We start from the raw sequence: 14683 nt of genomic DNA, 5'->3' as shown, positions 1-14683 counted from the left end.
GCATCATTCCCCCATATGGTTTGAAGCCGTAGGCAGATGCCTGGCCCACCACGCAAGGATGTGTTCGAACCGCTGCTTTCGGTGGTGTGGAGTCCCCGAACGCGACAGTTCATGGTCCTCGCCCGGGAAGACGAGTAACGACGTCTGAATTCCTCTATCTTTGAGGAGCGCATAGTACCGCTGCCCTTGTTCAAGAGGACACCGAAGGTCGTTTTCGCTGTGGATTACCAGAGTCGGGGTCATGACGGCCGCGGCTACGGCCAAGGGGCTCTGCGCCACAAGCTGACCGGGTGAGGCTCCAGCGTACTCGCCGCCAAAAAACCAGCCGATATCGGACGTGCCGGCAAAGCTGACAGGATCCAGGAATCCGCGTTCGACAATGGCCGCTTTGAAACGGTGGTCGTGTGCGATGGTCCAGGCTGTGAGGTAACCGCCATAGGAACCGCCCATGATGCCCACGCTGTCTGCGTCCAAGGTTGCGTGGGCGGACAGGGCAGCGTCCAGGAAGGCGAGCACGTCCTGCATGTCCACGGTTCCCATGCGCTCCTTGATGACCCGGCCATGTGATTGTCCGTAGCCTGACGAGCCCCGCGGATTGCACATCACTACTGCGTATCCCGCAGCTGCGGAGACTTGGGCTTCGTCCAAGAAGGCTCCCGTGTATTGGGAGAACGGACCCCCGTGGATGTTCAGCAGGACGGGGTGCGGTCCGGGGCCGTCGGGCAGCACCAACCAACCGTTCACGGGGTATCCGTCGTCGGCGGTTGCCTGCAAATCCACGGGCTCGCTGACTCGTGAGTTATTCCGTAGTCCCGCCGAGAAGTCCGTCAGCAGACGCAGTTCACCACGCTCCAGGGAGGCGACGTCGCCGGCGGTAGACGCGTCCAGGAAGCTGACGGCAATTTCACCATTGGCAGCGACAGTGGCGCCGTTGACTACCCGGGCTCCATGGACGAGCGGTGTAATGCTTCCTTCTGCAGTGACATCGAGGAGCTCCACGCTGCCCAGCGCTGTGTTCAAGACCAGGACGCTGTCGGGTCCGCTCGGTTCCAGCGGACCCGAGACGTCCAAATGCTCGACGTCGGTCAGGGCCACCGCATCTCCCCCGATGACAGGCATTGAGTAGAGAACGCTGTTGCGCGCGACAAAGTCACGTCCTGTGTCGCCCAGGTCCTGCGCGGTGAAGAACAGCGAGCGGCCATCGGTGGACGCCCTGACAGCGTTGACGGTCTGCAGTTTTGGGTTGTGAGGTTTGACGAGCTGGGGTTCGCCGCCTGTTGCGTCCATCCGATACACCGACGTTACGAGGTCTTCATCGTGCCCGTCGTGGAGAGCGGCTACGAAATAGAGGAATCTGCCGTCGGCCGAGAAGCAGGGCGCCTCATGGTCTGATTCGCCGAACGTCATCTGCCTGGCATCGGGAACACCGGTTACCCTGGCGCCTGGCCGTTCGTGGGCGGCTCTGCCGCGGGGAATGACAACAGGCTCGCCATCCAATTCCGGCACGTCGATCACAAACAGTTGCTGGCGCTGGTCCAGGACGTATCCCACGCCGTTCATCAGGTACTGGTTCACGGCGATAAGCCGGGCGTCTTCGCTGCCGGAAGTAACGCCGTCGACCGTTCCATAGCGGCCCGGTTCGGCAACACGGCTGGTGAAGACCATCCGATGGGAATCGGGAGCCCACGCAAACCCGTTGACCCCGGCGTGCTGATCCGTGACCTGTTGTGGTTCGCCCCCTGCCGACTCCACAACAAACAGTTGTGCTTTTCCCTCTGCGTCGCTCCGCAGGAAGGCCAAAACCAGGCCGTCAGGCGAGAAAGCCGGGGAAGTGTCCCTGAACCCGCGGGTGATGCGTCGTGGGCGCTTGGTGGTGTCCAGCGGTACGTTCCACAATTGACCGACGTACGCATCGGCGTTGAAATCAGGCCTGACCACGGATACCACCGCTTTGGTGCCGTCCGGATGGATGGCAGGGGCGGAGACGGAGTTCAACAAAGGCAGTTGCTCGGGTTTCACCTTGGTGAGCCTAGCCCCGCTGGCTTGGCGCCGGCACCAGACACTCCGGCCCACCGTAGGATTGAATCCATGTTGTCCGACGCCGTTGCCGCCCTCCGTTGTCCCGTTTGCGAAGGGCGTTTTCAGCTCATCGAGGATCCACAGCGGCGGCTTGTTTGCGATTCCGGGCATGTATTCGATGCCGCGAAACAAGGTTACTTCAACCTGCTCACAGGCAAGGGCACAGTTTTCGAAGCTGATTCGGCGGAGATGGTAGGAGCCCGCCAGCGATTCCTGGACAGCGGACACTACGCTGCGCTGGCCGATCGCGTCGCCAGTTTCGTAGCTCCATCGCTGCAGAGGCCCGGGGCCGTGGTTCTCGACGCCGGAACGGGCACCGGGCATTACCTCCACCGCGTCCTTGAAACCACTCCGGCCTCCGCGATAGGGCTGGACATCTCCAAATTCGCGCTGCGTCGCGCCGCGCGGCTCAACGGGGACGCTGCCAACCTCGTCTGGGACATTTGGCGTCCGCTACCCATTGCCGATGACGCGGTGGACGTCGTGCTGGTGGTGTTCGCCCCACGGAATCCGTCAGAGTTTGCCCGAGTACTGCGGCCTGGTGGACAACTGATTGTGGTGACGCCGCAGCCCGGACATTTAGCTGAAATCGCTGCCCGCACCGGAATGCTCAGCATTGAGGAAGGCAAGGCCGAGCGCTTGGCTGAGTCGATGGGCGGCTATTTCCACGCTAATTCAACGTACAACCTGGACGTGCCGCTCATCCTCACGGGCTCCGAGTTGGCCGACATCGCCTATATGGGGCCAGCCGGCCACCACATCAAGCCCGAAGAACTCGCACTTCTGGCCGATGAGCAGGGGACCGTAGCAACCACCGCGAAGTTCCGAATCAGCCGCTTCACAGTGGGGGCTTCGGCTTCCTGACGAGGGACTCAGCCTCGGGCTAGGATGGAGGAACAGCGACTGTGATCCCGCCTGTGGCGGAATCCGGGACCAAGGGGGAATTGATGTTTGAATGGCTCGGCGAGAACTGGTGGGCGCTCTGGCTCACGGTCTTCCTCGCGTTCGCGGTGGTGGAGATGCTTACCCTCGACCTCTTCTTCATCATGCTCGGCGGCGGCGCACTAGCGGGATTGGTCGCGGACTTCGCCGGCGCCGATTTCTGGCTCCAGATCGTCATCTTCAGCGTGGTCTCCCTCTTGATGATCGCCTTCGTCCGGCCGGTCGCCTTGAAGCACCTGCATAAGGGACCAGCAGAACAGCGGACGAACATCGACCGCCTTATCGGTCAACCCGCCCTCGTCATCGAAGCCGTCACGGGCACCAGTGGGCTGGTAAAGATCGGCGGCGACGTCTGGAGTGCGCGCAGCACCGCCGGAGTCCTCGACGCCGGTGCCACGGTTCAGGTCACCAGGATTGACGGCGCGACGGCGGTAGTTGCCTCGCCTGCGGAAAACAGCCCGCGCTGATTCGAACCGGAAAACCAGAATTCTGCGGATAACGGCTTGGCAGCCTGCCCGCAAATGGCCAAAGCAAGCCACGCAATTGGGGAATCAAGGAGACGCATGGACGGTTTAGGAGGAACAGCGGCAGCAGTTGTGCTGATTGTTCTCGTCATTTTTGTCATCATCGTGTTGGTCCGGTCGGTAAGGATCATCCCGCAAGCACGTGCCGGCGTCGTTGAACGCCTCGGTAAGTACCAACGCACGCTCAACCCCGGCCTCACCATCCTTATTCCGTTCGTCGACCGGCTCTTGCCGTTGCTTGACCTCCGTGAGCAGGTGGTGTCCTTCCCGCCGCAGCCAGTGATCACCGAGGACAACCTCGTGGTTTCGATCGATACCGTGGTCTACTTCCAGGTAACGGACCCCCGGGCGGCCACCTACGAAATCGCCAATTACATCCAGGCGGTAGAGCAGCTGACTACCACCACACTTCGTAACGTTGTGGGTGGCCTGAACCTCGAAGAGGCGCTAACCTCCCGTGACCAGATCAATGGCCAGCTGCGTGGAGTATTGGACGAGGCCACAGGCCGCTGGGGCATCCGCGTCTCGCGCGTGGAACTGAAGGCTATTGATCCGCCCCACTCCATCCAGGACTCGATGGAAAAGCAGATGCGTGCAGAGCGCGACCGTCGAGCAGCCATCCTGACTGCTGAAGGAACCAAGCAGTCGCAGATCCTTACGGCAGAAGGCCAGCGCCAAGCGGCCATCCTTGCAGCTGAAGGTGATGCGAAGGCCGCCATCCTTCGGGCAGACGGTGAAGCCCAGGCCATCCAGAAGGTCTTTGATGCCATTCACAAAGGCAACCCCGACCAGAAGCTTTTGGCCTACCAGTACCTGCAGACACTGCCCAAGATCGCGGAGGGGAGTTCCAACAAGCTGTGGATCATCCCGAGCGAAGTTGGCGAAGCCCTGAAGGGCATTGGCAGCGCGCTCGGAGGCGTCAACGGTGACTCCGATGCTGCTGGCCTGTTTGGCGGCAGCAACAAAGCTGCGGCTTCAGAACCGGCGGCTCCGGTGGAATCCACCACGGCGGCACAGACACGGCCCACAGAATAACTCTGTCGTCAGGCAGTTGAGCGGTCAGCCAGGCGGCTGGCCGCTCGCTGCGTTTGCACTGCTTTTGGGTACTCGCTATCCATGGGCGTATAATGGGATATTTGTCCGGCTGGTTCAGTGTGGATGGAACATTAAAGCTTGGCCAGGCGTTGCAATTAGTGATGCAAGGTGTGCAGAAGTAGTCCGTTGAGACCGTAATAACGGCTTACGGCTAGCGCGGGGTTCAGGCTCCGCGAACAGACAGAGGGAGTAATCATGAGCGATCGCAGCCTGCGGGGTATGCGTCTTGGCGCCCAAAGCATGGAAACCGAGTCCGGCGTTGAACCGGCACCGCGCCAGCGGGTTGAATACCGCTGCGAGGACGGCGAGCAGGTCTTCGTAACCTTCTCTGCCGAAGCCGAGATCCCCCCTGTTTGGGTTTCCAAGACTGGCAAGGAAGCCTTGCTCGTAGATGGCGAGCGTCCCGTGGATGCCAACGAGAAAGCCGTCCGTACCCACTGGGACATGCTCCTGGAACGCCGCAGCCTTCCGGAGCTGGAGCAGATCCTTGAGGATCGTTTGAACATCCTGCGTGAGCGCCGCGGAGAGCGCCGCTCAGCTTAGTCTTCAGACTCAAGCAAAAAGGCCGGACCGGTTCCTCGTGGGAACTGGTCCGGCCTTTTCTTGTGGAATTTTTACTTTGCGAGGGCAGGCTGTTTTCTGGTGAGCTTGGCCCACCGTGCTGCCAGGCCCCATTTGGTGACGTTGATCATGGCTTCCACCACAATGTTGCCGCTCATCTTCGATGCGCCGAGTTCCCGCTCAACGAAGGTGATGGGTCGCTCCTCAATACGCAGGCCGAGCTTGGCCACGCGCCAGGCAAGGTCAACCTGGAAGCCGTAGCCCACTGAATCCACGTCATCCAACTTGAGGGCTTCAAGTGTGCTGCGGCGGAAAGCACGATAACCGCCCGTGACGTCCTTGATTTTCAAACCAAGCATGAGGCGGGCGTACGTGCTGCCGATTCGGGAGATTGCTTGGCGGTAGAGAGGCCAGTTCACAACGCTGCCTCCCGGCACCCAGCGTGAGCCCATGGCAAGGTCCGCGCCCTCCTTGACGGCATCAAGAAGAAGGGGCAACTGCTCGGGCTTGTGGGAGCCGTCGGCGTCCATCTCGACCAGGACGTCATACCCTGCCGCGAGGCCCCATTTGAAGCCGGCGATGTAGGCTGCGCCGAGGCCTTCTTTGCCTTTGCGGTGCAGTACGTGCACTTGCTTGTCCTCGGCGGCTATGCCGTCGGCAAGCTGTCCCGTGCCGTCCGGGCTGTTGTCATCAACCACCAGGACGTCCGACTCAGGTACTGCTGTCCGCAGCCGACCCAATGTCTTGGGGAGCGATTCCAGCTCGTTGTAGGTAGGGATGATCGTCAGGACACGCAAGAAGAGGCCTTTCCTTGATGGAGCGGTCAGTGTGCCGGACCAGCCTTGGGGCTGGCATTCTGGCGCAACTCTCCATTATAGGACGATCGAGTGCACTACTAAGGGCAGCTGTGGCCATGGCCACACAGGGTTAAGTGCTGAGGGCAGGTCCATAGACCCAGGACCAGTGTTGTCCGGACAGTTATTTTGCCGGACGAACTGTTTTCTAGGACCCTATGGGCCTGCCCACTCGCGTACCGCCACCAGACCATTTTCTGGCCGCGACCAGATAATTACTCGCGGGAGAACCCGAAGCCCTAACGATCTGTTGAGGCTCAATGTTACGGACTTTACAAAAGCTGTCAACCAGGACTTGACCTGCGGGTTCGTGTATCGTCCCAGTTCAGGGGGCCCATTCGAAGCCAAGGAAATAGTGCCCTCAGACCCGGAGGGATTCGTGAGCGAAGAGCTCCTGGCCTTCCCTCACGGTCTGCAGGCATACAGGATCGCTGCCAGTATCCAGTGCCGGGAGCAAGGGGGTGCGGGCTCGGGGATCGGTGCTCCACGATTGCACACGGCTATCCGCTACTTGCACCATGAGTTCCTCAATTTCCCATACCGCGAAGCTTGCTGGCGCGCCAGGGACGAGTTGGCCCATGAGAGGGTTCCTGTGTTTGGTGGCCCGCCAGCCCGCCCTCGTATGGCCAAGGAAAGCCGCGCGGGCTGAAATGCGCTGGTCCGGGTTGCTGTGTTCCAGGCAAGCCCGGATGCTGGACCAAGGGCTGAGCGGTGTGACCGGGCTATCGCTGCCAAAGGTGATCGGAACTCCGCTGGCGTAGAAGGACGCAAACGTGTTCATTGCCTTGCTGCGGCCGCCGAGTCGTTGCTCGTAGAGTCGCCCGGGGCCTCCCCAGAGAGCGTCGAATGCCGGCTGCATGCTGACAGTCACGGAGTACTTGGCCAGCTTCTCGACGGCGGACTGGTCGGCGAGCTCAACGTGTTCAAAGCGGTGACCCGCCGCGCGGATCCGCTGCTCCCCCACCTCGTCAGCTGCTGCGTCCAATGCCTCAAGCGCAACATCAAGTCCTGCATCTCCGATGATGTGGAAACCGCCCTGGATGCCCAACAGCGAGCATGCAGCAAGGTGCTTGGCGACTTCATCCACTGAAAGATACACGTTGCCCCGTTGACCTGGCGCATCGGAATAGTCTTGCCTCAAGGCAGCTGTCCGCGAACCAATGGAACCATCGATGTTCAGATCTCCCGCCAAGCCCAGGACCTCGGGGCCCACGCTGTCCAGGATCCTGCGGGCATGATCTTCCGATGAAGCCAGCTCGCCCCAATACGGCAGCACCTGCGGTTTGCCGGCTTGTCTGTTCCAGGACATGGCCATGTGAAGATCTTCCGGCCCGCAAATGTGTGGGGCCGACATTTCAGCCAAGGCAACGTAGCCGTTGGAAGCCGCATAATGCAGGGCCTGTTCCTGATACCCACTCCGTTCGGCCTGACTGAGGCGCCGGGCCGCGAGGCGGGCGGCGGTGTGGGCTGTCCTGACTACGCGGCCGCTGTCCCCCGTGAAGCCGTCCATGCCAGCAAGGCCTGCCGACGCCGCAAGGGAGGATGAAACGAGGGCGGAGTGAACGTCAATGCGGGAAAGGTAAACCTGCCTGCCGCCCGAGGCCTGTTCCAGCTCTTCAAGCGTTGGAAGGGTGGCATCCTGCCAGGTTGTTTCATCCCAGCCATGCCCAAAGACAGTCCCGGTACCGCCAGCGGCAGCAACGGCGTCCAGCAGTTCCCGGGAAGAACGCAAGCCCGTCAAGGACAGTCCAGCCAAAGCGAGGCCCGTCTCCGTCAAGTGCGCATGGGAGTCAACAAAGCCCGGCGCCACGAGGGCTCCCCGAAGATCAATGATGTCCATGGTGGAATCAGCGATGGATGTTGCCGCTTGCTCGGAACCCACCCACGCGACCGTGTCACCGTCCACCACCATGGCGGTAGCGAACGGATCGGCAGCGGTATAGATCGAACCGTTCCGGTAAAGGGTCACCTTGTGAACGTTTTCGTGGGGGCCGTCGCCGGCGGACAGGCCTGGCTGGTTCATGCGGTGTGCTCCTCGAGCGTTGAAGAAGGTCTGGGTCTCGAAAACGGTTCCGGGTCAGGCGATGGTGGAGTAAGCCACGACGCCCCGGCGGACCAGATCGATGGATTCACGGCAGATCCGCGTCAAGCGGGGATCCAGTTGTGGAATTTTGGCGAGTTGGTCCAGGAGGTCAACCACTTGCTTTGCCCAACGGACGAAGTCGCCCGCAGCAAGGTCCGTGCCGCTGAGCACGTCCTGAAGATGGCGGCCTTTGGCCCACTTGTACATGGGCCACATGAGGCCCAGCTCCGGTTCGCCGGTCAGTGGAAGCCTGTTCTGTTCCTCAGTGTCCTCAAGTTGCGACCATTCCCGGACGACGATGTCGACAGCCGTTTCCAGTGCAATCGAAGGCATCCTCGGGCGAAGGCCCCGGTCTTCACGCTTTGCCTGGTACACCAAGGTGCTGGCCAAGGAGGCCAGCTCGGCAGCATCGAGATCGTTGATGGCACCCCGCCTGATGGACTGCGAGATGAGCAGGTCCTTCTCACCGTAAATGCGCCGCAACCGCTGCCCATCCGTGCTGATGGTGACCTTGCCGGCGTCGTTGGTTTCGAGGTAGCCATAGGCGGACAGGACATCGCAGACGCGGTCGAAGGTCTTGGCAATCGTGTTGGTCCTGCTTTGGATCTGGCGAATCAGCCCGTCTGTCTCCTTGCGAAGTTTCCACCAACGCTCCCCCCAGCGGGCGTGATCTTCTCGTTCACTGCAGCCATGGCAAGGATGCGCCCTGAGCGCCCTGCGTAGTTCAGTGATCTTCTGTTCCTGGTCCGGGAGCCGGGAACCCAGGCCAAAGTCTTCATGCCTGCTGTTGCGACGCGACTTGGGCGCTTCGTCGCTGATGGCATGGCGCATGGAGGAGGCGAGGTCACGCCGCGATTTGGGGACCTTGGCATTGAAGGATTTCGGGATCCTGATCCGGGTCACAGGAGAGACCGGGGCATCGACGTCGTGAACGCCTATCCGGCGCAGTTGATTGTCCGAGGTGAGGACAGAAGGCCTCGGCTCGCGGGCATTGGCATCGGAATCAAGCACGACGGCGTAGCCCGCCAGTCTGCCGCTGGAGACGCTGATGACGTCCCCTGGAATGAGCCGCGTCAGTGAGTCAGCCACCCTGGACTTTCGCGCACGGTGGTAGTTCCGCTCAGCGAACTGTTCGGTATCACTGAGCTCCCGCCGGAGCCTGGCGTATTCGGTGAAGTCGCCCAGATGGCATTCCATGGATTTCGCGTATCCTGCCAACGACTCCTCTCGGCCACGGACCTGCCTGGCCAGCCCTACCACCGAACGGTCTGCCTGGAACTGCGCGAAGGACGACTCGAGGATTTCCCGTGCCCGGACCCGTCCAAACTGGGCAATGAGGTTGATGCTCATGTTGTAAGTGGGCCGGAAGCTGGAATTCAGCGGGTAGGTGCGGCGTGACGCCAAGCCAGCCACGGCAGCGGGATCTGTTCCCGGCTGCCACAGTACGACGGCATGGCCCTCGACGTCGATACCCCGGCGTCCAGCCCTCCCAGTGAGCTGTGTGTACTCCCCCGCCGTGATGTTGACGTGGGCTTCGCCATTGAACTTCTCAAGCTTTTCCAATACCACGCAACGCGCAGGCATGTTCACCCCGAGTGCCAACGTCTCGGTGGCAAAAACCGCCTTGACCAAGCCATCCGCAAACAGCTTCTCCACTACCTCCTTGAAGGTAGGAAGCATGCCTGCGTGATGAGCGGCGAAGCCCCGTATAAGGCCGTCGCGCCAGCCCCAGAACCCCAAAACATCGAGATCGTCTGCAGGGATTTCGTGGCTTGCTTCATCCACCCGCTGGGCAATGATCTGTTGTTCGCGCTCAGTAGTGAGCCATAGTCCCGATGCCGCGCACTGGGCCACCGCAGCGTCACAACCGGCCCGGGAAAAAATAAACGTAATGGCAGGCAGCAGGCCCTGACGGTTAAGGCTTTCAATAACCTGGGGGCGGCTTGCTTTCCGAACTGGACTGCGCTGTTCAGTGTTCTGCCGTTCATCCCGATAGCGGTCCTGCCGACGGCGGCTCCGGCCACCGTGGCCGAATCGGCCGTTGAAGTTCATCCGGCTCTCGGAACGGGCCATTGCCAGCAGATCCGGGTTCACTTCGAACTCGGGGCCTGTCACTGCCTGACGGACAGGAGGTGCCACGGAACTCTTTACGGCGATCTTCCGGGTTTCTGCCGGGAGGGTGGCCTCGTCCACGGCGTCGTCAGTATCGCTAAGATCCGGAACTTCTGTATCCGGTATCTGGGGAGCGATTTCATCAAAAGTGGTATCGCCGGCAAAAAGGTCGACGATCTCCCTGCCCACCATGACGTGCTGCCACAATGGCACGGGCCTGTGTTCGGACACGATGACATCAGTATCGCCCCGAACGGTATCCAGCCAGGCACCAAACTCYTCGGCGTTGGACACAGTGGCGCTCAGCGAAGCAACCTGCACTTCACTGGGCAAGTGAATGATGACTTCCTCCCAGACGGCTCCGCGGAAGCGGTCCGCGAGGTAGTGGACCTCGTCCATCACGACGAAGCCGAGGTCGCCGAGGGTCTCCGAGTCGGCGTACAGCATATTGCGGAGGACTTCGGTGGTCATGACCACAACGGGCGCCTCACCGTTGATGGTTGTATCGCCCGTCAGCAGGCCAACGTTGGCAGAACCATACTTGGCGGCGAGCTCGGAGAATTTCTGGTTGCTCAGCGCCTTGATCGGTGTCGTGTAGAACGCTTTGAGGCCACGTTCCAAAGCCAGGTAGATGGCAAACTCGCCAACGATCGTCTTTCCCGCACCTGTCGGAGCCGCGACGAGGACGCCGCGGCCTTCCTGCAACGAGCGGCACGCCTCACGCTGGAAATCGTCCAATTCGAAGTCCAGCGTCAAGGCAAAGGCACCAAGATATGTCTTGGCCTCAGCTGCCCGGTGAGCTGCCGCCTGGTAGCGGTCTGATGGTGATGGAGACCCGGAAATGGAGGACATGCACCAAGCCTAATGGCCTGAGGTCTAGAGATTCTCCAGATCCGAGGCCGGGGTGGCAATATCTGCCGTGGCTTCGGTCTCAGCAGCGCGCTTGATGGCGCGGCGTTCCCGCCGGCGGTCGTTGAAGATGCAAACGCCGATGGCCGAGAAGAACAAAACCAGCAGCGGCCCAGCGAGGAGGAACATAGACAGGGCGTCAGCGCCGGGGGCTGCTACGGCCGCCAGAACGAAGACGAGAAAGACGGTGATCCGCCAGGCTTTCAAGATCGTCTTTCCTGAAACCAAGCCCGCCATGTTGATGCCAACCAGGACCACTGGCACGAGGAAGGCGAGCCCGAGGAACAAAATCATTCGAGTGACGAAGTCGATGTAGTCTCTCGCGTCGATAATGTTGGCCACGCCGGATGGCGTGAACTGCGTAAGGGCCCTGACAACCTGGGGTGTCACCAACCAGCCAACCCAGACTCCGGCCAAAAACAAAGGAACAGCTGCTGCCATGAAACCGAGGGTGTACTGGCGTTCCTTCTTCGTGAGTCCAGGCGTGATGAACGCCCACAACTGATAGATCCAGATGGGGCTGGAGATGACCAGACCAATCAGGATGGCTATCTGAAGCTTGAAGTCGAAAGGGGAAGCTATGCTGCTGAAGTTGATGGTTGCGATGGCGCCGGTATGGCCGGCGATCGAATCAACCGGGGACTTCAGAGCATCAATCACCGGGTCATACAAAAACCAGCCGGCAATAGCCGCGACTACTACACCTATCGCTGCTTTGATGAGGCGGTTCTTCAGCTCCTTAAGATGGTCAAGCAGTGCCATCCGGGCTTCAGGATTGGCTTTGCGCCCTTTCGTTGTTACCACTTCTTCTTAGACGCGGTTGGCTGGCGGAACGTCGGTTTCGCCGTTGTTCTTGGCCCTGGCGTCGGGGTGGTCCACAACCCGTCCCTCTACGGCGTCGGTTGTATCGGCAGAGTCTTTGGTGTCGGACTTGCCATCGTTCTTCATCTCCTTGACCTCGGACTTGATGATCCGCATTGACTGTCCAAGGCTCCGTGCCATCGCTGGCAACTTGGGGGCAGCGAACAGGAGAAGCGCAACGATGATGATGATGACGATTGGCCACGGCCCGTCAAATAGTCGTCCCATTGGGGAGGTCCTTTCCTTTTGGATACATCCTACGTCTATCTGAATTCAATGTCGTGCAGGGATTGGGGCTGACCCCGCTCTGCTTTGCGCTGAACGCGCTTCTGGCGACGAACTTCCTGGCGGAAGGCTTTGGCCGTCAGGTAATCATGACGCATCTGCTCCGGCGAGGCAAAAATTGCGGATCCGGGCTCCGGCCGGCGCTCGGGGGCCTCAACATCGGAGGTTTCTGCGGCAGGAGAGACATGGCTGAAACGTTTCCCGGCGTCTCCTAATTCGTGAACAGTGGCCATGAATTTCCTGAACAGCCGAAAACCAAGGGTCACATGAAGGAGCAACGACAGGGCTATGAGCGCGATCCACAACAGGATCCAAAACCACCAAGGCATCTGAGTAGTCTAGCCAGCCACGTTGTCCGACGAGGAAACTTCGCCGTATTGGGCAAGCGCCGCCGTGAGCCACGCTTGGACTTCCTGACGCAACTCCGCAGGGTCCAGCACCCGCACCGTCCCTCCATGTTGGGACACAAACATCGGTAACCACTCCACATTTCCAAAGCGCACCTCGGCGAGCAGCCCGCCGTCGGGCAATTCCGCAGTGCGTTCGGCATAGTAGTCGTCAGCCAGGCCAGCGCCCTGCCGGGTCAACTCAAGCACCACCAGGACGTCGTCATCACTGGGCGTGAAGAGCCTTGCCGGAAAGTCTGCATCAGCAGTCGCCGTCCCGGAGACAGGACGGCCATTGGGTTCCAGGGATTGCACCCGGTCCAGCCGGAAATTCCGGAGTCCCGACTTGCTATGGCAGTAGGCCTCGAAGTACCAGGTATTGTCCATGGAGTAGAGCCGCAGGGGGTCCACGTCGCGCTCGGTCACTTCATCTCTTTGAGGGGAAAGGTAGCTCAGGCGCAGTTGTTGGCCGTCCCTGATGGCGTGCGTGATGGTGGCGAAGGCTTCCGATTGCTCGGGCGCCACCGACTGGCCTGCAACGGCACCGGCCAAGCGTCCGGCCTGTCCTGCGGCACCGGTCAATTTGATGGTCACAGACTCCAGGGCACTGCCCGGTTCATCCTCGGACAAACCCGCAAGTGCGGGGAGATCGCCGAGCATGGACAATCCAGTCAGCAGCGCCGCGGCTTCGTCCTCGCTGAAGCGAACAGGACGGTTCAGGTCCAAATGCTCCGTGATGTACACATGGTCGTTTTCCCATTGGATGTCCAGGAGGTCGTCCGGGTAGCCTCCGGGCAGCCCGGAACAGATCAGGATTTTTAGGTCGTCGATAAGTGCTTTGCGGCTGATGCCGAAACGGTCGGCTACCTCCTGTACGTGCAGGCCCTGATGGTGGACGAGGAAGGGCACCAGTTGCAGCATGCGGGTGAGTTGGTCTTCGGACGTGCGTTTCCTTGATCGCTGCGCGCGCGCAGCTTCGGGGAACTCCACGGGGATGGCCGGAGACGCATTGAACTCCGCAGCGCTTTTGAGCCGGCGTACGACGGCGGCACGCAGCTCGGCAGGTTCAACGACTTTGACGTGGGGTCCATACGAGGCCAGCTCCTCGGCGAACTGCTCGGGATCCCGGAAGTCCACCACGAGCCTGTCCCGGTCGCCCAATCCCTCCTCAGCCGGTTCCTTCCCGGCATCGGTGGAAACAGCGCGTTTACGCAGGGCGAGAAGACGTCCGGCGTCTACGTCCACGACAGCCTGCTGCACGGGAAGTTCGTTGAGCGAATCCAGCTCCGCGCGGGCGTTGAAACCGGCGGGGGGCTCAAAGGAACTGCTTGGTATGACTGAGACGGCGGTGGTCATGCGTGACAACCTGAAAATCCTCTTGGCTTCCCTCCCCCGGTCAAACCCCACGAGGTACCACTGCCCGAACCGGCTCCCCAGGCCCCAAGGTTCTACCTCGCGCAATTCCTCACGCCCGGTGCTTCCGGCGAGGTACCCGAAGCGGACCGCATGCCGGCCGTGCATGGCTCCAACGACGTCGTCGAATGCTTGTCCCGCTGGCTTGATCCTCGGCTGGACACCGGCAGGCAGGTCGACGTCGGTAAATCCGCCTGCGGCCTGAAGCTTGCGGACAGCGTTGACTGCGGCGTTGCCGAGAGCAGCGCGTTCCCACAACTGGGCGGCAAGGAGGAGGACAGTGGATTCAGCGGGAGTCAGGCTGACATCAGGAAGCCTGTTGGAATCCTTGCCGATGCGGTAGCGCGTTGATGCGGGATCGTCGGACCCGAAACTGCGGGGGTCGGTGAGGGTCTCGATCTCAAAACCGAACTGCTTCAGATCCACTTTGTCGCGCTCGAACATGCGTCCGAACGCGATGTCGTTTTCAGCGGAGCCGTGATAGACCTTCTCCCGCAGGACAGAGCGCGGAAGGCCCACCCTGGTGTTGAGCAAGGCAAGCAGGAGATTCAGGAGTCGTTCAGTGCGGGATGCGGACAC

12 protein-coding genes are annotated in these 14683 nt (G+C 60.9%); 4 read left to right on the top strand and 8 right to left on the bottom strand.

Annotation, left to right across the window (positions count from 1 at the left end):
* Positions 1 to 3 precede the first annotated feature (3 nt).
* Positions 4 to 2019: a S9 family peptidase gene (locus tag AC1DCM_RS04220; RefSeq protein ID WP_477517392.1), complete on the bottom strand. Its 2016-nt coding sequence runs from the start codon at positions 2017 to 2019 to the stop codon at positions 4 to 6.
* 69 nt (positions 2020 to 2088) lie between these two features.
* Between AC1DCM_RS04220 and AC1DCM_RS04215 the strand changes: the two genes are divergently transcribed.
* From AC1DCM_RS04215 to AC1DCM_RS04200, 4 genes are all read left to right on the top strand, one after another.
* Entirely contained in the window at positions 2089 to 2943 is an 855-nt protein-coding gene (locus tag AC1DCM_RS04215; RefSeq protein ID WP_477517391.1) for a methyltransferase domain-containing protein, read from the top strand.
* An 83-nt stretch (positions 2944 to 3026) separates the two neighbouring features.
* Positions 3027 to 3488 carry an NfeD family protein gene (locus tag AC1DCM_RS04210; RefSeq protein WP_442005310.1) on the top strand — a complete coding sequence of 154 codons (462 nt, stop codon included), beginning with the start codon at positions 3027 to 3029 and terminating at the stop codon, positions 3486 to 3488.
* 96 nt (positions 3489 to 3584) lie between these two features.
* Positions 3585 to 4580, top strand: a complete 996-nt coding sequence (locus tag AC1DCM_RS04205) for an SPFH domain-containing protein (RefSeq protein WP_442017808.1) — start codon at positions 3585 to 3587, stop codon at positions 4578 to 4580.
* 255 nt (positions 4581 to 4835) lie between these two features.
* Positions 4836 to 5183 (top strand): RNA polymerase-binding protein RbpA, encoded by a 348-nt coding sequence (locus AC1DCM_RS04200; protein WP_021470504.1) that lies wholly within the window; start codon positions 4836 to 4838, stop codon positions 5181 to 5183.
* 71 nt (positions 5184 to 5254) lie between these two features.
* Here AC1DCM_RS04200 and AC1DCM_RS04195 read toward each other — a convergent pair whose 3' ends face one another.
* The 7 genes from AC1DCM_RS04195 to AC1DCM_RS04165 form a co-directional block, all read right to left on the bottom strand.
* Complete coding sequence (locus AC1DCM_RS04195) at positions 5255 to 5998, bottom strand: polyprenol monophosphomannose synthase (protein WP_442005312.1); 744 nt, start codon at positions 5996 to 5998, stop codon at positions 5255 to 5257.
* Between the two features lie 418 nt (positions 5999 to 6416).
* Positions 6417 to 8078, bottom strand: a complete 1662-nt coding sequence (locus AC1DCM_RS04190) for an amidohydrolase (RefSeq protein WP_477517390.1) — start codon at positions 8076 to 8078, stop codon at positions 6417 to 6419.
* 54 nt (positions 8079 to 8132) lie between these two features.
* Positions 8133 to 11102, bottom strand: a complete 2970-nt coding sequence (locus AC1DCM_RS04185) for a DEAD/DEAH box helicase (protein ID WP_477517389.1) — start codon at positions 11100 to 11102, stop codon at positions 8133 to 8135.
* Between the two features lie 24 nt (positions 11103 to 11126).
* A complete protein-coding gene (gene tatC / locus AC1DCM_RS04180) occupies positions 11127 to 11921 on the bottom strand; it encodes a twin-arginine translocase subunit TatC (protein ID WP_477517418.1) in 795 nt (264 codons plus the stop codon).
* Positions 11922 to 11969: 48 nt separating this feature from the next.
* Positions 11970 to 12248 carry a Sec-independent protein translocase subunit TatA gene (gene tatA, locus AC1DCM_RS04175; protein WP_442005315.1) on the bottom strand — a complete coding sequence of 93 codons (279 nt, stop codon included), beginning with the start codon at positions 12246 to 12248 and terminating at the stop codon, positions 11970 to 11972.
* Positions 12249 to 12283: 35 nt separating this feature from the next.
* A complete protein-coding gene (locus tag AC1DCM_RS04170; protein WP_442005316.1) occupies positions 12284 to 12634 on the bottom strand; it encodes a hypothetical protein in 351 nt (116 codons plus the stop codon).
* Positions 12635 to 12643: 9 nt separating this feature from the next.
* Complete coding sequence (locus tag AC1DCM_RS04165) at positions 12644 to 14683, bottom strand: helix-turn-helix transcriptional regulator (RefSeq protein WP_477517388.1); 2040 nt, start codon at positions 14681 to 14683, stop codon at positions 12644 to 12646.

The organism is Paenarthrobacter sp. 10N417 (assembly GCF_056394745.1).
This window is presented reverse-complemented; position numbering and strand designations above follow the sequence as displayed.

Coding starts and splice junctions, on each gene's coding strand:
- AC1DCM_RS04215 (WP_477517391.1), top strand. CDS start 2,089: ATGTTGTCCGACGCCGTTGCCGCCCTCCGTTGTCCCGTTTGCGAAGGG.
- AC1DCM_RS04210 (WP_442005310.1), top strand. CDS start 3,027: ATGTTTGAATGGCTCGGCGAGAACTGGTGGGCGCTCTGGCTCACGGTC.
- AC1DCM_RS04205 (WP_442017808.1), top strand. CDS start 3,585: ATGGACGGTTTAGGAGGAACAGCGGCAGCAGTTGTGCTGATTGTTCTC.
- AC1DCM_RS04200 (WP_021470504.1), top strand. CDS start 4,836: ATGAGCGATCGCAGCCTGCGGGGTATGCGTCTTGGCGCCCAAAGCATG.
- AC1DCM_RS04190 (WP_477517390.1), bottom strand. CDS start 8,078: ATGAACCAGCCAGGCCTGTCCGCCGGCGACGGCCCCCACGAAAACGTT.
- tatC (WP_477517418.1), bottom strand. CDS start 11,921: ATGGCACTGCTTGACCATCTTAAGGAGCTGAAGAACCGCCTCATCAAA.
- tatA (WP_442005315.1), bottom strand. CDS start 12,248: ATGGGACGACTATTTGACGGGCCGTGGCCAATCGTCATCATCATCATC.
- AC1DCM_RS04170 (WP_442005316.1), bottom strand. CDS start 12,634: ATGCCTTGGTGGTTTTGGATCCTGTTGTGGATCGCGCTCATAGCCCTG.